This window comes from Paenibacillus sp. PastM-3 (genome assembly GCF_029893965.1).
Taxonomy (GTDB): domain Bacteria; phylum Bacillota; class Bacilli; order Paenibacillales; family Paenibacillaceae; genus Paenibacillus_AQ.
Window position 1 is genome coordinate 1 of record NZ_JARXXP010000013.1, and the last position, 16,961, is coordinate 16,961.

Annotated in this window: 15 protein-coding genes and 1 pseudogene; 6 read left to right on the forward strand and 10 right to left on the reverse strand. The window is 52.2% G+C overall.

The genetic code is table 11. The annotated features are described in order from the left end of the window. Nucleotides 1-503 precede the first annotated feature (503 nt). A complete protein-coding gene (locus M2108_RS18060; protein WP_277470912.1) occupies nucleotides 504-704 on the forward strand; it encodes a hypothetical protein in 201 nt (66 codons plus the stop codon). On the opposite strand, the gene M2108_RS18065 is transcribed toward M2108_RS18060, so the two are convergent. The 4 genes from M2108_RS18065 to M2108_RS18080 all read right to left on the reverse strand — a co-directional run bounded on the left by M2108_RS18065 (nucleotide 649) and on the right by M2108_RS18080 (nucleotide 4,259). Continuing rightward, nucleotides 649-1,779, reverse strand: coding sequence for a DUF4179 domain-containing protein (locus tag M2108_RS18065; RefSeq protein ID WP_277470911.1), 1,131 nt, complete (start codon nucleotides 1,777-1,779; stop codon nucleotides 649-651). The two genes, M2108_RS18060 and M2108_RS18065, sit on opposite strands and share 56 nt — an antisense overlap. Further along, nucleotides 1,772-2,305: a sigma-70 family RNA polymerase sigma factor gene (locus M2108_RS18070; RefSeq protein ID WP_277470910.1), complete on the reverse strand. Its 534-nt coding sequence runs from the start codon at nucleotides 2,303-2,305 to the stop codon at nucleotides 1,772-1,774. Before M2108_RS18070 ends, M2108_RS18065 begins: the two co-directional genes overlap by 8 nt. A gap of 171 nt (nucleotides 2,306-2,476) precedes the next feature. Continuing rightward, entirely contained in the window at nucleotides 2,477-3,709 is a 1,233-nt protein-coding gene (locus tag M2108_RS18075) for an aminopeptidase (protein WP_277470909.1), read from the reverse strand. A 202-nt stretch (nucleotides 3,710-3,911) separates the two neighbouring features. Beyond that, complete coding sequence (locus M2108_RS18080; RefSeq protein WP_277470908.1) at nucleotides 3,912-4,259, reverse strand: hypothetical protein; 348 nt, start codon at nucleotides 4,257-4,259, stop codon at nucleotides 3,912-3,914. A 226-nt stretch (nucleotides 4,260-4,485) separates the two neighbouring features. Here M2108_RS18080 and M2108_RS18085 point away from each other — a divergent pair, with 226 nt between their 5' ends. The 3 genes and pseudogenes from M2108_RS18085 to M2108_RS18095 all read left to right on the forward strand — a co-directional run bounded on the left by M2108_RS18085 (nucleotide 4,486) and on the right by M2108_RS18095 (nucleotide 7,417). After that, on the forward strand, nucleotides 4,486-5,619 hold the full coding sequence (locus M2108_RS18085; RefSeq protein ID WP_277470907.1) for a VanZ family protein: 1,134 nt from the start codon (nucleotides 4,486-4,488) through the stop codon (nucleotides 5,617-5,619). 33 nt (nucleotides 5,620-5,652) lie between these two features. Then, nucleotides 5,653-5,901 (forward strand): annotated as a pseudogene (locus tag M2108_RS18090) (amidase); the annotation flags it as partial. Between the two features lie 40 nt (nucleotides 5,902-5,941). Continuing rightward, on the forward strand, nucleotides 5,942-7,417 hold the full coding sequence (locus M2108_RS18095) for a serine hydrolase domain-containing protein (protein WP_280777133.1): 1,476 nt from the start codon (nucleotides 5,942-5,944) through the stop codon (nucleotides 7,415-7,417). A gap of 83 nt (nucleotides 7,418-7,500) precedes the next feature. Here the strand turns inward: M2108_RS18095 and M2108_RS18100 are convergent, their stop codons facing one another. From M2108_RS18100 to M2108_RS18110, 3 genes are all read right to left on the reverse strand, one after another. Beyond that, a complete protein-coding gene (locus M2108_RS18100; RefSeq protein ID WP_277470918.1) occupies nucleotides 7,501-8,265 on the reverse strand; it encodes an exodeoxyribonuclease III in 765 nt (254 codons plus the stop codon). A 342-nt stretch (nucleotides 8,266-8,607) separates the two neighbouring features. Next, the gene (locus M2108_RS18105; protein ID WP_277470905.1) at nucleotides 8,608-9,720 is read right to left on the reverse strand and encodes a citrate synthase/methylcitrate synthase; all 1,113 of its coding nucleotides are present in this window, start codon (nucleotides 9,718-9,720) and stop codon (nucleotides 8,608-8,610) included. A 129-nt stretch (nucleotides 9,721-9,849) separates the two neighbouring features. Then, complete coding sequence (locus M2108_RS18110) at nucleotides 9,850-10,686, reverse strand: helix-turn-helix transcriptional regulator (protein ID WP_277470904.1); 837 nt, start codon at nucleotides 10,684-10,686, stop codon at nucleotides 9,850-9,852. A 147-nt stretch (nucleotides 10,687-10,833) separates the two neighbouring features. On the opposite strand from M2108_RS18110, the gene fabF reads away from it, so the two are divergent. Further along, nucleotides 10,834-12,069, forward strand: coding sequence for a beta-ketoacyl-ACP synthase II (gene fabF, locus M2108_RS18115; protein ID WP_277470903.1), 1,236 nt, complete (start codon nucleotides 10,834-10,836; stop codon nucleotides 12,067-12,069). Between the two features lie 97 nt (nucleotides 12,070-12,166). Here fabF and abnB read toward each other — a convergent pair whose 3' ends face one another. The 3 genes from abnB to M2108_RS18130 all read right to left on the reverse strand — a co-directional run bounded on the left by abnB (nucleotide 12,167) and on the right by M2108_RS18130 (nucleotide 15,605). Beyond that, complete coding sequence (gene abnB / locus M2108_RS18120; protein ID WP_277470917.1) at nucleotides 12,167-13,570, reverse strand: arabinan endo-1,5-alpha-L-arabinosidase AbnB; 1,404 nt, start codon at nucleotides 13,568-13,570, stop codon at nucleotides 12,167-12,169. Nucleotides 13,571-13,821: 251 nt separating this feature from the next. Then, nucleotides 13,822-14,880: an ABC transporter ATP-binding protein gene (locus M2108_RS18125; RefSeq protein ID WP_068727342.1), complete on the reverse strand. Its 1,059-nt coding sequence runs from the start codon at nucleotides 14,878-14,880 to the stop codon at nucleotides 13,822-13,824. A gap of 137 nt (nucleotides 14,881-15,017) precedes the next feature. Continuing rightward, nucleotides 15,018-15,605, reverse strand: coding sequence for an HXXEE domain-containing protein (locus tag M2108_RS18130; RefSeq protein WP_277470902.1), 588 nt, complete (start codon nucleotides 15,603-15,605; stop codon nucleotides 15,018-15,020). 106 nt (nucleotides 15,606-15,711) lie between these two features. Here M2108_RS18130 and fabV point away from each other — a divergent pair, with 106 nt between their 5' ends. Then, nucleotides 15,712-16,902, forward strand: coding sequence for an enoyl-ACP reductase FabV (fabV, locus tag M2108_RS18135; RefSeq protein ID WP_277470901.1), 1,191 nt, complete (start codon nucleotides 15,712-15,714; stop codon nucleotides 16,900-16,902). The last annotated feature ends 59 nt before the right edge of the window (nucleotides 16,903-16,961 follow it).

Consider the following 16,961-nt stretch of genomic DNA (forward strand, 5'->3'; position numbering starts at 1 on the left):
CCTAAGCGAATTCTCATTGTTCTTAAGTGAATAAGCGATTCCAAATCCATTTTAAAAATTGGTTGTAGCTGGGGTAGAATTCGTGCGGCCTTTTTAGGTAGAAGGGTAATGAACTACTCCTGGTTTTCTCTGATTGATCTGATGTTAGATTCTTTGCAAGTGTACTGCGCTGAGAGGGTCATTTTTACTGATTTAAAGGGATTTTTCCCTTTAATCGTGCCGTTTGACGGGACATTGTTCCGATTTAATGGGAAATTTCCCCTTATTGGGCCGCTTGGCGGATCATTTTACTGATTTAAAGGGATTTTTCCCTTTAACGGAGCCGTTTGACGGGACATTGTTCCGATTTAATGGGAAATTTCCCTTTATTGGGCTGCTGAGAGGGTCATTTTTACTGATTTAAAGGGACTTTTCCCTTTAATGGGCGGCAGCAGGCTAGCCCTAAAATGTCCCGGTGCCCTAAGGCACACGCACACGTCCCCGCTGAGAGATAAGCGGGGGCTTTGCCAAGTGCTATTTTAGCTATTTTAGCTATTTCCGCTATTTCAGCTAATTCAGCTATTTCAGCTATTTCAGCTATTTCAGCTATTTCAGCTATTTTAGCTATTTTAGCTATTTTAGCTATTTCCGCTATTTCCGCTATTTCAGCTATTTTAACAAATCAAACTCCATCACAGACTGGCTGTCGCCTGTCTTCGCTGTAAATTCCAGAACAAGCGACTCCGGATCATCCAGCAGAGTGCTGGCGAACAGCTCCTCAAAGCCATTGTCTGTCCCAGCCGCCGACAGCAAAGGCAGCTCTACCGTGCCCTTACCAGTCCCAGCGATAACCTTTCCGGAGCCGGCTTCAAAAATCGCCCGTCTTACCTCCCACGTATTCTCCGCTTCATTCTTGAGGGCAAACCGGGCCCGGATCATTAACGGTGACAGCTCAACCTGGCTCAGAACAACCTCGTGACCGGCAAGCAGAAAGCTTTTATCCGGATGAATAACCTTTGTCGGGATCTCCTTGAATTTTTGATCCAGATTGAAAGTGACTTTAATCCGCGGGGAGTAATGAATATCCGCCATAATGGTACCCGTCCTGGGGTCATCCATTTTGCCCGGATCGACGGAAGCAATCAGGAAATCGGCCTCCAGCTGCGTTGGGAACGGCTTGCTGCGGTCCAGCTCGAACACGCTTTTGCCGTAATATTTATGATAGTTGTCTTCCCCGTTTATTTTGGCATGTGCGTCCACTCCACCATTACGGTTCAGCAGGCTGCCAGTCTGTACATCCAGCATTCTGCTGCTGCTAAAACCGTAGATTTCCTGATCAATCGATGTTTCTGCCGTATATAAAAGGATAATCCGGTTTTCATCAGCTGTCACTGCATTCAGTGTAACCATATAGCCCTCAACCTCCACGCCCTGGTCCAGCAGCTGAATATAGTCATTGCGGACCGCTGATTCGAAGGTAGCCGAGTTGATGTCATAACCATTAAATTCCCTGAACGGCTCAAGCACACCCCAGTCCGCCGGCCCGGATTTGGCAGTAGTGGGCTGCTGTTTATCATACAGCACCGGGATGATGAACAGCAGGACAGCAATCATTGCGGCTGCGGCCAGCCCGAAGATGGAACCTTTCATCATCGCAGCCCGCTTCGAGCTATTTACCCCGCGTTCGAGGCCATTTTGAACCGCCAGCCTGATGTAGTGGTTGTCCGTTTCCGCCTGAATCTCACGCTGCATCCGTGCTGCATCCGTCGTCATTACCTGCTCTTCCCTGCTGTTAATCATTCCATTCCCCCCGATCCTTCAGTATGGTTCTGAGCTGCTTCAGCCCTTTATGCTGCCAAGTTTTGATGGTCCCTTCAGGCTTGTCCAGCAGCTCCGCAATATCTGCAAGCGTCATGTCATTATAATATTTAAGCAGCAGCACATGCCTGTATTTCGGCTTGACCTGCTCCAGCGCCCAGCGCATTTCCAGCTTACCGGTATCCGGCTTCATAACCGGCTCCCGCATACGCTCGTCAGGTGTCGGCACACTCCGTTTTCTTCTGCGCTGCTCGTCAATGCACACGTAAATTAGAATCCGGATGATCCAGGCTTTAAAAGCCCGCTGATCCTTCAGTGTTCTCCGTTTGATCCACGCCCGGCAGGTTGTCTCCTGCACAGCCTCCAGCGCATCATTGCGGTTGCCCAGATAACTGTAGGCAATCTGATACAGGCGTTCACTATGCTCCATCACCGCTTCATAAAACCGTGACTCCTCACTGGAAGCAGCGCCGGTTAATCTTTTCATCTCCACACCAGACATCGTCATCCAGTCCCCCCCTCTCTATAACCTTTCATATGTATAAGACGGAGAGCAGCAGCAAACGGTTTTCCCTAAGTCATTCTTTTTTCAACGTGATTTCAACTATATGTACATTCAAAAGAGCCCCCGGCATGGAGGCTCTTCTAGACATTACCTTTGATTATGCAAAAGTCTGCGTTACAGCACCCAGTTTCCTTTGCGGAATACCGGCTCGACTGTGCCGTCAGCCCGTTCGCCGTCGATCTCCAGCTCAGCCGAGCCGATCATAAAGTCGACATGGGTCAGGCTCACATTGGCGCCCCGCTTGATCAGCTCTTCACTGCTGAGGCCTACGCCGCCTTCGATATTAACCGGATATGCGCTGCCCAGCGCGAAATGGCAGGAGGCATTTTCGTCAATACCCGTGTTGTAAAATACTCTGTTCAGGCGGGAGATCGGCGAGTCATGCTGCACGAGAGCCACTTCACCCAGATAAGATGCACCTTCGTCCGTTTCCAGCAGGGAGGTCAGATGCTCACGGCCTGAAGCGGCGTCGTAGGCGGTAACCTTTCCATCTGTAAAAGTAAACGTAATCCCGTCCACAAGACGGCCGTTCAGGTTCAGCGGAAGCGTACTGGATACCGTGCCGTTTACACCGGTGCGCAGCGGCATTGTATAGATCTCCTCAGTAGGCATATTCGCCACAAAATAAACCCCGCTTCCGTTCTCGCCGCCGCCGCCGCGCCACAGATGGCCTTCCGGCAGCTCAACGCGGAGGTCGGTGCCAGGTGCGCGGTAATGAAGGCTCTTGTAGCGTTTGGCGTTCATCCGGTCCTGGCTGAGCTTCAGCTGGGCAATATGCTCGCGCCAAGCCGCCACCGGGTCCCCGGCGTCTACGCGGTTCATCTGGAATACCGCTTCCCACATGGCATCAATCCGCTGCTCCTCCGGCAGATCCGCAAATACTTTATCAGCCCAGGCGCGGGTTGGCGCCTTGATCAGCGACCAGCTGATTTTGCTGCTGCGGGTATAGTTCTGATATTTCTTGCGGGCGATTGCCGCTGCTTTGACTGCTGTGGATACCTTGGCTGAATCAATGCCGCGCAGCAGCTCCGGATCAGGTACTTTTATATGTAAAATCGCTCCGCCTTCCTCCGCAAAGCCCTCCAGCATATCGGCATGCCACTGCGGATAATAGCTGAATGAGTCTTCAGGCGCCTTCTCGTAACGGATACGCGTAACGGCCTCGTCATCCCAGTCCACCATTACATATTTGGCGCCTGCTTCATAGGCTTTGCCTACGATCAGGCGGGTAAGCTCAGCGGTTTCGAGCGGCGCATGAACCATCAGCACCTGCCCGGGCTGTACATTAACTCCGACCTTGACCACCAGATCGGCATATTTCTCCAGCATCAGTTCAAAATCCTTCATGATTGCTCTTCCTCCATATCTGACTATATTCCAGTGTAACTCTCTAATGCTCCAGTTGTTATTTTAACGCAAAACAGATACGTTGGCGATTATTGTTCCCGGAGGCGGACTTGCAGCAGCCCTGCAGCGGAGCCGGAGCAGCCTAAAAAGGCAGCTCCCGCGCAGGCAGGAACCGCCTCTTTTGAATGCTGTCTATGCCCGCTTATTGTTTTTCCACCTGCAGTAAAGTTACTTCCTTCACTGTGTAAGTATCCGTGAGCTTATCCTCCGCTATGACCTTCAGCTTGGCGAGACTGGCTACCTTGGCCGGATCAGCTCTGGACAGCAGCCGCCACACCTGGGGATCAGCCAGGGTATTGTACAGCTTTTCATCATCATATTCCTTGCGGTTCTGTGTAACCAGCTTAACCCTGTAGTTTCCGATTACAGTATCCGTATCTCCCTGTGCGGCACAGTAAGCCACGATTTCCTGCCTGAGCTCTGCCAGCTCCTTCTCGATTTCCTTGTGCTTGGCTTTCAGTTTATAGTAATGCTGCACTTTCTTTTCCATATAGCTCACGCTCCTCTCCAGACCAATGTATGCCAAGCCGGAAAAAATCATTATAATGATTAAATCCATTGAGGACGCTTTCAATAAATTCTATAATGGAAAAGCCAGCTTAACCTGCCTTTGATTTGCTCCGGCTGCAGGGATTCTGCCCGGTTAGATCGTCTAACGGCCAGCGGAGCTTGCCGGGATGTTCCCGGGAACCAAATTTTTTAACGGCAGGTGAACTATGTTTGATTCCTATCTTTTCCCTATTTCCTATGCGTTTATGTCCTTTCCGGTTGCGGCGCTGCTGTTTACTTTGCCCTTCCTGATAGTCCAGTACCGGCGTTACGGTTATATCCATAAGCTGCGGGCGCTGATCCTTTATCTGCTGCTGCTCTATCTGTTAAATGTCTTTTATCTGATCATGCTGCCGTTCCCGGCGACCAGGCATAATCCGGCTCCTGCAGGCGGCAGTCTGCAGCTTGCCCCGCTGCAGTTCATTGAGGAAATTCTGCACAGCAGCCGTTTCACCGCTGACGACCCGTCTACCTATATAACGCTGCTGAGTGAGCCTCCTTTTTATCAGGCTGTATTTAATGTGCTGCTGACGGTGCCGTTTGGCATGTTCCTGGGTTATTATTTCCGCACCAGATGGGTGGTCTGCATCCTGCTCTCCTTCAGCCTGTCCCTGCTGTTTGAGATTACGCAGATCACGGGCATTTACGGCTTCTTCGACCATCCGTACCGGGTGTTCGATGTTGATGATCTGATCACCAATACGCTTGGCGGGATTGCCGGGTACAGAACCGCCCTTTGGATATCCTCGGCTCTTCCGCGGATTGAACGGCTGGATACTAATGAGGATTTAAGCGCCAAACGGGTCACCTATACCCGCCGCGGGATTGCTTTTATGCTGGATGCCTGTGTATGGCTGCCAGCTGCAGGTCTGTTGAGCCTGTCTCCCGCTCCTTATCCTGTCTGGATTACGCTAGCCGTTTACTTTCTGCTCCTTCCGCGCTTGACAGGAGGCAAGACGCCGGGGAAATGGGTCGTACGCATCCGGTTACAAGGTAAATCCGGCAGGCCGGAGCTCTGGAGACTGACCGTCAGATACGGATTGCTGTATGCCGTTTTGCCTGGAATGAATATTATGCTGTTTGATTCGGCATATGCTGAGACCATGAACCCTGAGCTGGCTGCTTCCGCCCGCGGCGTGGTGCTGCTGGCAGATCTCCTGTTTCTTATTCATATCGTCATTAGCATATTCCGGAAGAAGGAGCTTTTCTACGAAAGGTTAAGCGGTACGCGGAATCTGATTACCTGGCCGGAGAAAGTGCAGCAGGCTGCTGCTGACGATTCGCCGCAAATAGCCCAATAACAAGGAGAGTGTATATGCTGGAATCATCACCTAAACCGCCTTGATGCGCTGATGTTTCCCGGATTTCATGGAACTGATCTTGCAGCCAGGGCAGGCTACCCGCTAATTACAGTACCTGCCGGATATGCAGCTGACGGGATCATTACTCCGGGCGGCTACACTACAAAAGGCCCGCACGGCGTTACCTTTTCCGGTACCGCTTTCAGCGAGCCTGTACTGCTAAGGAATGCTTACGGGTTTGAACAGGCAGCAAGGCGGCGGATTCCGCCCTGCCTGTCTTAAATAATGCACTCTTATCCCATTTATCCAGTGAGGAGCGGTAATGATGAACAAGACTAGTATTCCTGTACCGCAATTGCCAAGAAGCATGCCAGAGGAGCAAGGTATTCAATCCAGCGCAATTTCCGCATTTTTGAACCGGATTAAGGAGTCTCAGCTTGCACTTCACAGCTTTATGCTGCTGCGGCACGGCCATGTGGTGGCTGAGGGCTGGTGGGCACCGTATAGCCCGGAGCGCAGGCACATGTTATTTTCACTCAGCAAAAGCTTCACGGCCACAGCCATCGGCCTCGCAGCAGCCGAGCAGCTGCTGTCGCTGGAGGACAAGGTCATCTCCTTCTTCCCGGAGGAAGCCCCCGGGAACCCCGGCAGCCATCTGGCCGGGATGAATATCCGGCATCTGCTGATGATGGGCACAGGCCACACCTCAGATACCATGCCGGAAATGATGAAGGATGCCGAGGGCAACTGGGTCAGAGCCTTTCTGCAGCTTCCGGTTGATCGGGAGCCGGGCAGCCATTTCCTGTACAATACCGGAGCAACTTATATGCTATCTGCCATTCTCCAGAAAGTAACCGGACAGACGCTGCTGGATTTTCTTCACCCGCGGCTGTTCAGCCCCCTTGGCATTATTAATCCTGTGTGGGACTCCTGTCCCCGCGGCATCAACACCGGCGGTTTCGGGCTCAGCATCACTACTGAAGATATCGCCAGATTCGGACAGCTGTATCTGCAAAAGGGCTTGTGGAACGGCAAGCAGCTGCTCCCGCAAGAATGGGTGGCAGAAGCGAGCGCTTTGCAGATTCAGAACGGGGACGGCAAGCCGGACAGCGGTGACTGGTCCCAAGGCTACGGCTATCAGTTCTGGAGATGCCGGCATGGTCTATACCGCGGCGACGGGGCTTTCGGCCAGTTCTGTATCGTCATGCCGGAACAGGATGCAGTAGTAGCCATCACCAGCGGTACCCACCAGATGCAGGAGGTAATGAATGCCGTGTGGGAGCTGCTGCTGCCGGCATTAAATGATATACAGCCTGAGCTGGGGCAGCAGGCTTCAGCGGCAGAACAGCTAGCCGGCCAGCTCCGCTCGCTGTCAATTATACCGCCGGAAATCAAGCCTCTTTCAGCTTTGGAGTCGTCAATAAACGGCCAGACCTACCAGCTGGAGTCCAACGATCTGCAGATTGATGCACTGTCCATATCCATTAGTGACAATGAAGCCCGCTTGACGCTTCAAGATCAGCATGGCGGAAGCCAGGAGCTTATACTAGGACGCGGAGCATGGGCGGCAAGTCAGGTGAGGCTGATGCCCGGTCCGGCAGCTCCCGATGCTATGATGTCCAGCTTCACCTGGACAGCTGAAGATACGCTGCAGCTGACATTGCTGATGGTTGAACAGCCGTTCATATTCACGATCGAGATCACGTTCAGTGAACAATCCTTAACGCTAACCCAGTCTGCAAACGTAAGCATGGGAGCGCCGGAGCCTGTAACGATCAAAGGCAGAATCCAGGCATAACCCGGCGGGCTTCCACCCTGTACAAACAAGCGGCCATTACAGCTCCTTCCGGACTGCATGGCCGCTTTTAGCATATTATTGGATTATACTGCAGGCTCGTTTATCTTGAGAATGACCGGACAATGGTCGCTGCCCAGTATATTGCAGTCAATCGCCGCATCCACCAGCTGCGGAGCCAGCCGGGAAGAGGCCAGGAAATAATCAATCCGCCAGCCCACGTTCCGCTCCCGGATCTTGGGCATATAAGACCACCAGGTATACGCACCTTCCTTTTCCGGATAAAAGAATCTAAAGGTATCAATGAAGCCGGAATCCAGCAGTGTTGTCATTTTGGCGCGCTCTTCATCGGTAAATCCTGAATTTCCGCGGTTGGCTTTGGCATTTTTCAGGTCGATATCGGCATGGGCTACGTTAAGATCGCCGCAGACCAGCACCGGCTTGTGCTTGTCCAGCGCAAGAAGATAGCCGCGGAACCGGTCTTCCCATTCCATTCTGTAGTCCAGCCTGGTCAGATCGCGTTTGGCGTTTGGAGTGTAGACATTAACCAGGTAAAAGCCGTCAAACTCCAGGGTAATCACCCGGCCCTCCGGCTCGGAATCCTCCTCCAGCCCATATCTTACCGAAAGCGGCTTGATTCTGGTGAAAACAGCCGTTCCGGAGTAACCCTTTTTCTGCGCGTAATTCCAGAACTGGTAGTACTCCTCCCCGTGGTCCAGCGTAATCTGCCCCTCCTGCAGCTTGGTCTCCTGTACACAAAAGATATCTGCCGCACTCTCTTTGAAATAATCATTAAAGCCTTTGCCCACGCAGGCCCTGAGGCCGTTGACGTTCCACGATACCAGCTTGATCATATGCATTCTCCTTATATTTTCACTCTATATTATTTAAGCTCAATCTATATAGTCTACCATACAATGGCCTGTCAGAGAGTACGGCGGCGTGATGCAATAAATTGCGCGAATCTCCTAAGCCATCTGTAACAGCATTAATAGAATCACTGAATATAATAATCTATCAAAAGCAAAGGAGGTCTGAATACCCTGTTTGCAACAACAGATTTTTAGTCTGACTGTTCAAAATGTGAGACCAGAGTATCCGCCGTACTCGCTCATAAACCCTCCTCCTTCAGTAAAAGACCCCTGGCTGCTTAACTGGCCAGGGGTTTCGTATGATTGTGAAAATCTGCTCCGTTATACAGTCTCAGCTTCTGTCTCCGGCATAGGACCTGTATAAACCGACTGCGGGCGGAAAATACGGTTGTTCTCCGCCTGCTCCAGAATATGAGAGGTCCAGCCGACAATTCTTCCGGCCGTGAAGGTCGGTGTAAAAATGTCCGGGTCCAGCTGCAGCGCCTTGAGAATAGCTGCAGCATAAAATTCAACATTTGTGAACAGCCGGCGGCCGGGCTTGTATTCCTCCAGCAGCCTGATGGCCGTGTGCTCCACATGAATCGCAAGATCAAAGGAAGGATCCTTGCCGATCATGGCTTCCGTGGCAATCATCAGCGCTTCTGCACGCGGGTCCTTCGTCTTGTAGATCCGGTGGCCGAAGCCCATGATTTTACCGCGGTTCTCCAGAACCCCGCGGATCCACGGCTCAGCACGGTCCATCGTGCCGATCTCCTCCAGCATGGCGATAACCTCTGATGGCGCACCCCCGTGCAGCGGGCCTTTCATCGCCCCGATGGCACCGCAGACCGCTGCACATATATCTGATTCTGTCGACAGGACAACCCTTGAAGCAAAGGTGGAAGCATTCATGCCATGCTCCATACACAGGATCTGATAGGCGCTTAGCGCCTGTACATGCGCTTCTTCGGGAATGCTTCCGGTCAGCATGTACAGGTAATTCGCAGCATGCCCCAGCTCTGCCAGCGGCTCAACTTCAGGCAGATTGTTAACCTTGCGGTACCTGTAGGCAATGATCGTCGGCAGAACCGATGTCAGCCGTATCGCCTGCTTCAGGGTTGGCGGCCACGTCGCGTTGTCTTTGTCGCCTAAGGCTGCTACCGCACTCTGCAGGACAAGCATCATCGGGATCGTAGGCGGCAGCAGATCAATCATTTGCTTCAAATAGTCCGGAATCGTCCGCGCTGCCGCCATCTCCTGCTTGAGCTGTGCCAGCTCATCCGCTCCCGGCAGACGGCGGTTCCAGAGCAGGTACGCAACCTCCTCATAGCTCTTGCTTACGGCAAGCTCCTTCGCCCAATATCCGCGGTAGACCAGATAGCCCTTCTCGCCATCCACCAGTCCGATATCTGTTTCTCCTGCAACTACGCCTTCCAATCCGGTTACCTTTGCCATTGTTACATACTCCTTTTCCGTTCGCACTAAAGTTAACATCATATAAGGAGTATATGCCGGATTTGAGATATTGCATATTTATTGTTTTTTATGAATACATAAATATTTTTTATCAGCAAACCAAACAGCCTACTTCATCAGCAGCTGCAGCTTGGATTCTGTACCGGATTCTGCGGCCGGAGTGTAAATGCTGCAGCGTAAATCGGCAGTGCCGTGTACCTGCAGCGAGGTGAGGTGGAAGAGCATTTTTCCCGCTTTGGCATGGCGGAATTCCAGGACTACATCCGGCGCACTGCTGACCCTGCTCTCCTCCCACAGCTCCTGAAAACGGGGATGCATCCCCTTCATCTCCGCGATGAAATCATCATACCAGCAGTCTTCAACATACTGTCCGTAATAGGCCCTGAAAATAGATAGATACCCCCGCACAAACTGTTCCCAGTTCACAGCCAGCCGCTGGAATTCCTTGCGGACGAACAAGAGGGAGATCATATTCCGCCCCTCTGCCGGGAGCTGCGCAAAATCCAGAAATACATGGGCAGCCGCTTTGTTCCAGCCCACGATATTACAGTGACGGTCTGAAATAATGGTCGGACAGGTCGTAAGCTCCTGCAGTATTTTTTGCAGGGAGGGGCTGATTACGGTAACCTCCTCCTGCTGATAGGCCGCCGGGCCGGGGCCATTGTCCAGTGCCAGAGCAAACAGATAATTCCGCTCATCCTTGGTCAGCCTCAGCGCTGTGGCAATGCATTCAAGCACCGAGGGCGACACCTTGATGTCCCGACCTTGCTCAAGCCATGTGTACCATGTACTGCTTACCCCTGCAAGCTGTGCTACCTCCTCACGTCTCAGACCGGGAGTCCGTCTGCGCGTCCCTTCCGGCAGCCCGACGGAAGCCGGCGTAAGCGAGGCCCTGCGTGATTTGAGAAACCCCGACAATGCCTGCAATCTAGTCTCATTAGACATATTGTGTACCCGCCTTATCCGGATTCGATATTACACTAGTAGTAATTATACTAGTATAAACCACAACTTGTAATAGGATAAGTAAAGTGGAAAAATACTGTTTGTACCCTTTGGGAGAATAAACAGCCTGTTCATAGGAGGATTTATATGGAACGTGTAGTTATCACCGGCATGGGAGTCATTTCACCGCTTGGCAATTCTGTAGAGCAATTCTGGAGACGTCTGAGCGCCGGAGAATCTGGTGTTTCGCCCATTACTTCATTTGATACAGCCCGCTATAAAAGCAAGATCGCCGGACAGGTCAGGGACTTCGATCCGGAGGGCCGGTTCGGCCGTAAGGAAGCCCGCCGGATGGACCGGTTCACCCAGTTTGCACTGGCTGCCGCCGAGGATGCCTGGGCCGATTCCGGGCTGCAGCTGGAGCAGATGGACCGGGAGCGGCTCGGTGTTTATGTCGGTTCAGGCGTCGGCGGCATTCACACCCTAATGGAGCAGGCTGAGCTGCTCAGGACCCGCGGGCCGGAAAGAGTCAGCCCGACACTCATCCCCATGCTGATCTCCAATATGGCCGCAGCTGCAATCAGTATACGGTTCGGCGCACTTGGCCCTGCCCTCTCGCCTGTTACCGCCTGCTCAATCGGCAACACCGCCATCGGTGAGGCTTTCCGGCTGATCCGTTACGGCGGTGCCGATTGCATAATTGCCGGCGGTGCGGAAGCTGCCGTTACTGAAATCTCGCTGGCCAGCTTCGGTAATGCCACTTCGCTCTCTACGCGTAATGAAGAACCGGAGAAGGCCAGCCGTCCGTTCGACGGCAGCCGGGACGGCTTCGTGATCGGCGAAGGCGGTGCCATCCTCATTCTGGAGTCACTGACCCATGCGCTGCGCCGGAGCGCAACTATTTATGCCGAAGTTACCGGCTACGGGGCCAGCTCGGATGCTTATCATATGGTTGCGACCCACCCTGAGGGTACAGGTGCTTATCTGGCTATGAAGCTGGCTTTGGGTGAAGCAGGAATTCAGCCTGAAGAAGTGGACCTGATCAGCGCTCATGCCACCAGCACCCTGATTGGCGACCGTTCGGAAACAGCAGCGATCAAGAAGCTGTTCGGGAAAGCGGCATACCGCATTCCGGTCACAGCCAATAAATCAATGACCGGTCACGCACTGGGGGCGGCCGGCGGCCTGGAGGCGGTCGCTCTGATCAAGAGTATTGAACAGGGTTTAATACCGCCTACAATCAACCAGGAGACGCCAGATGAAGTCTGCGATCTGGATTATGTGCCGAATACCGCCCGGAAGGCAGAGCTGGATATCGGCATATCCAATTCGTTCGGCTTCGGCGGGCACAACGCCGTAATCGTGCTCCGGAAGTACCGGTAATTCTTATCACCTCCACATCCTCAGCACAGCAGCAGCCCGCTCAGCGCATTGAATACGCTAAGCGGGCTGCCCGTTGTCTAATCAGCATTTCGCTATGTTATTTCGTGCTTCCTTCAGATACATGACTTCCCCAAACTGCAGTTCCGTCTCCGGACAACGCGGTAAAGGTCATCACATTCCCGTTCACCGCTTCGTTCCATTCCCGTAAGAATACACCTTTGTATTCTACGCCTTCTACTGTAATCTTAGCGGTATGCTCGCCTTCCAAGCTCCATGTACCGGTTACCGCCCCAGTTATCTTGCCGTCCGCGGTCAGCTCAATCATCTCAGATTCGACTGTCTCTGCGCTGATACCCCTACCGTGATTAATATATTTGTACTCTCCGGTAATATCCTTTGCCTTGTAACTGCCGATGGCCTCCCCGCCGTAACGGTGCGGTGCGACTACAGGCCAGCCGTCCTCATTCATGAACATCTGATGTACACGCACCTCATGCTCTTCACCGCGGTATGGGAAGCGTGTATGGAATATCAGGAAATACCGGCCGCTTTTCTCATCGTAATAAGCTGAATTATGTCCAGGAGATACATAACCCTCCCCCGTGGCTTCCGGCTCGGATGCACTGTTCAGAAATTCGAAATTCCCCATCAGCTTGACGCCGTAAGGTGCATATACGGGATCATCGAACAGCTTGTCAGGGTTTCCGACAGCATCCAGCATCGCTTTGCCTTCAGAGTCCTCAAACGGGCCATCCGGATTCTTGGAACGGGCAACACGGATATTATATCCCCCGTCCGCATCAAGCCCGCCGTAAGAGAGGAACAGATAGTAGTAATCGGTCTCAGGACTATACAGCATATAAGGGCCTTCAATCCGCGCATGATTGGCTCCAAGCAGTTTTTTGCCGTAGCCCTGGTCCGGGAGCGGGAAGCCGCTCGCCGGATCAAGCTCCAGGATAAAAATACCGCCGGAATAAGAACCGTATACCATCCATAGCTTGCCGTCCTTATCAAAAAAGACATCCGGGTCAACAACATTCGGCTTCTGGGTGGCATCATAAACTTCACCGTCATCGCCGATCCCGGCCATACCGGATTTCAGGATAATTCCCAGATCCTTATATGGCCCTTCAATCTTATCCGAAACAGCGATCCCCATCGCCGACAGCGGTGAATCCCCGCGGCAGGCATCATAATACATGTAAAACTTGCCGTCAGCGAGCTGAATGACATCCGGCGCCCAGAGCGTGTCCGACTGTGCCCAGCTGAAGGTCTCGCTAAGCTCCTCAGTCACATTGGGAATGAGCACATTCCCGTCCTCCACCACGGAAGAGATCTGTTCCCAGGCCATCAGATCCTTGGATTTGGCTGAAGCCAGATGGGAGCCAAAGACATAATAGGTCCCGTCTACTTTGATAACGGATGGGTCATGGACAGAGACATTTTCAAACTTGGGCACGCTGTCGCCGTTTCCGCCGCAGCCTGATAATACGGTTAACATTAATAATGTGGTTACAGCACGTTTTTTCATGACTATACCTCCTATGTATACCCTTACATTTTGCTGCGGAAAGCTAAAATAGTCAATAGTTTTATTTAAATATATAAATACTATTTCATAATTATATAAAATAAATTCAATTCAGCGTTGTTCAGTGGTCAATAACAGGACACAAAAAAGCGCCAAGCCGCAAAACGGCCTGACGCTAATCTTACCAGTATGCAGCTCCAGCGCGTAATTAATACTCCGTACTACCCTTCAACCAGAACCGGCTGCGGATACGCATTAGGCAATACACGCTGTCTCTTCTTCACAACCGCAGGAGGCTCGACAGCCGGAGCCATCGGATGCATCAGCCAGGACTTCACCAGATGAGAGTCCGAAACCTTGTACATCGGAGGTTCCTTCTCCATATCAATCGCCATGGCATATGTGCTGCGCAGGGCAAAGGCATCGCCCTTAGGCGGCTTGATCAGATCTGGAGGCGTTCCCGGAATAGCTGTCAGCATGGAGCCCTTGCTGTCAAGGCTTGGCATGGAAGCAAGCAGACCCCAGGTATACGGATGTCTAGGATCATAGAAGATTTCTTCCGCTGTTCCCATTTCCACAATCTGTCCGGCATACATAACCGCAACGCGGTCAGCCATTCTGGCTACAACACCGAGGTCATGGGTAATGAAGATAATCGCAGTATCAATCTTCTTCTGCAGATCCTTCATCAGATCCAGAATCTGGGCCTGAATGGTTACGTCAAGCGCTGTTGTCGGCTCATCGGCAATCAGCAGCTTAGGATTGGCCGCAAGCGCCATGGCGATTACGACACGCTGACGCATACCGCCGGAGAACTCATGCGGGTACTGCTGGAAGCGGCGTTCCGGGGAAGGAATACCCACCAGGCCCAGCAGCTCGACAGCACGCTTGTAAGCGGCGTCCTTGCTGATCTTCTCGTGTTTGAACAATACCTCGGTAATCTGCTTTCCGACCTTCATCATCGGATTCAGGGAAGTCATCGGATCCTGAAAGATCATGCCGATCTCCTTACCGCGGATTTTTTGCATCTGCTTTTCGGTCTTATGAATCAGGTCTTGCCCGTCGAACAAAATCTGTCCGCGCTTGTATTGTCCCTGCGGCTGCGGTACAAGCTTCATAACCGCCTGGGAGGTTACACTCTTACCGGAACCGGATTCGCCGACAATCGCCAGTGTTTCACCTTTATTCACATGAAAGTTAACACCACGGATTGCTTGTACTTCTCCGCCGCGTGTCTTGAATGAAATTGCTAGGTCTTTTACCTCTAAAAGGCGCTCCATCCTGTCACCCTCTCTGCTCTTTTCAAAAGTACGAAATAGTTCTCATTATATAGAATAGGCAATAAGTAATATTTTATCTAGCATTATGCCTCTTAGTCAAGTGCTTTTCAGAAAATGAATCATACAATACATGTCAGCTATGTTCTTTGATGACGTCCTCTGCTCTTCAGCAAACCCCAGACAACCGGAGGCGTCAACAAAAACAGCAGCAGCAACGCCCATCCAATGTCGTGCAGACCAACGATCTTTTCCGAAAGAAGCCGATAAAAGGCATACAGCGAATATGGCAAAGCAATGAACAGCGCCGTTACAACTCCCGGTGTATACAGCTTCAAGTAAATACTCTGTCCAAAATGAGTAAAAACATGCAGCAAAAACAGGGCGGTCACAGCTAAATACAGCGTATAAAAGGAAAAGAACACCGCAGCTGCGGTAACTGAAACGATCAGGAAATATACAAACAGTACATCCAGCGCAAAATTTCTGGTTGTCATTTGTATAGAGGAGATGTACATTTTGCGCATCCGCGGGGGAATAGCGGCTTCCACTCTGTTTCCGTAAGTATTACCCCAGCTCTCCACGGTTAAAATTTCTTCAAAATCATGAAACATGAAGCAAACAGGCAGCAGCCATAATAGACTTATCGTGTCTATGTGTTGATTAAGCCAATCCAGCATTTTAACCAGTCCTCCCCCACATGAATACGGACATTTTTGCGGGTTCACTGTTGTACAAGCTGACTCATCAGGCCGTATACTGGCTATTATAGCGCTTTGTTTTATGTCTTACTGAGTTATATTTCACAGCTTCCCGGAAAGGAATGATTCCAAGGTGATCATCAAGCCAAGAACAAGGGGCTTTATATGTACAACCGCCCATCCCGCAGGCTGCGCACGGCAGGTTCAGAAGCAGATCGGATATATCCGTACCCGTCCGGCAATAAAGGGCCCCCGCAATGTACTGGTAATTGGAGCCTCAACCGGCTACGGGCTCGCATCCAGAATCACGGCTGCCTTTGGTGCGGGAGCTGCAACTGTCGGCGTCTACCGCCCAAGTACAGCCACTGAGACTCGAACTGCATCGGCAGGCTGGTATAACTCGGCTGCCTTTGAACAGGCGGCTCTTGAGGCAGGCCTGCGCTCCTACAGTGTATGCGGAGATGCCTTCACCCGGGAGACCAAGGAGCGTACCGCAGATCTTATCCGGCGTGAGCTCGGACAGGTCGATCTGGTTATTTACAGCGTAGCTACCGGCCGGAGGACAGACCCTGTAACCGGGCAGGTTTACAATTCTGTGCTGAAGCCCATCGGTGAACCCTATACCAACAAAACGGTCAATTTCCATACCGGGGAAGTCACGCAGGTCACTGTAGACCCGGCCTCTGAACCGGAAATGGAGGATACTGTTCATGTTATGGGCGGTGAAGACTGGCAGCTGTGGATTGACAGCCTGAAAGCAGCCGAGGTTCTGGCTGACGATGCCGTAACGCTGGCGTTCTCCTATATCGGTCCGGAGCTTACCCAGGAGATCTACCGCAAGGGCACCATAGGCCGGGCTAAAGACCACCTGGAGGCGACCGCCCGGCTGCTGGACAGCCAGCTTGCCCCCGGCGGCGGACGGGCTTATGTGGCAGTCAGCAAAGGCCTGGTTACGCAGTCCAGCTCAGCCTTGCCGGTAGTCCCGCTCTACATCTCGCTCCTGTACAAGATCATGAAGGAACACGGCACACACGAAGGCTGCATCGAGCAGGCCTACCGGCTGTTCAATGAACGCTTATATGCTGCCGGAGGCATTCCAGTTGATGAGGCGGGGCGTATCCGGATCGACGACTGGGAGCTGGAGCCTTCCGTACAGGCGGAAGTTGACCGGCTTTGGCCGCTGCTGACTACGGAGACCATGGATGAGCTGTCCGATCTGCGCAGCTACCGTGAGGAGTTCTTCCAGCTGTTCGGCTTTGAGACTGCCGGAATTGATTATGAGGCGGATACAGACCCTGTTGTCATTGTTCCGAACCAGTTTTAAGCTGTCAGTCAGGCAGATCTAGTTATCCACACAAGAAGGCCGGGTTCCGCGGATGGCGG

Coding starts and splice junctions, on each gene's coding strand:
- M2108_RS18065 (WP_277470911.1), bottom strand. CDS start 1,779: ATGATTAACAGCAGGGAAGAGCAGGTAATGACGACGGATGCAGCACGG.
- M2108_RS18070 (WP_277470910.1), bottom strand. CDS start 2,305: ATGACGATGTCTGGTGTGGAGATGAAAAGATTAACCGGCGCTGCTTCC.
- M2108_RS18075 (WP_277470909.1), bottom strand. CDS start 3,709: ATGAAGGATTTTGAACTGATGCTGGAGAAATATGCCGATCTGGTGGTC.
- M2108_RS18080 (WP_277470908.1), bottom strand. CDS start 4,259: ATGGAAAAGAAAGTGCAGCATTACTATAAACTGAAAGCCAAGCACAAG.
- M2108_RS18085 (WP_277470907.1), top strand. CDS start 4,486: ATGTTTGATTCCTATCTTTTCCCTATTTCCTATGCGTTTATGTCCTTT.
- M2108_RS18095 (WP_280777133.1), top strand. CDS start 5,942: ATGATGAACAAGACTAGTATTCCTGTACCGCAATTGCCAAGAAGCATG.
- M2108_RS18105 (WP_277470905.1), bottom strand. CDS start 9,720: ATGGCAAAGGTAACCGGATTGGAAGGCGTAGTTGCAGGAGAAACAGAT.
- M2108_RS18110 (WP_277470904.1), bottom strand. CDS start 10,686: ATGTCTAATGAGACTAGATTGCAGGCATTGTCGGGGTTTCTCAAATCA.
- fabF (WP_277470903.1), top strand. CDS start 10,834: ATGGAACGTGTAGTTATCACCGGCATGGGAGTCATTTCACCGCTTGGC.
- abnB (WP_277470917.1), bottom strand. CDS start 13,570: ATGTTAACCGTATTATCAGGCTGCGGCGGAAACGGCGACAGCGTGCCC.
- M2108_RS18125 (WP_068727342.1), bottom strand. CDS start 14,880: ATGGAGCGCCTTTTAGAGGTAAAAGACCTAGCAATTTCATTCAAGACA.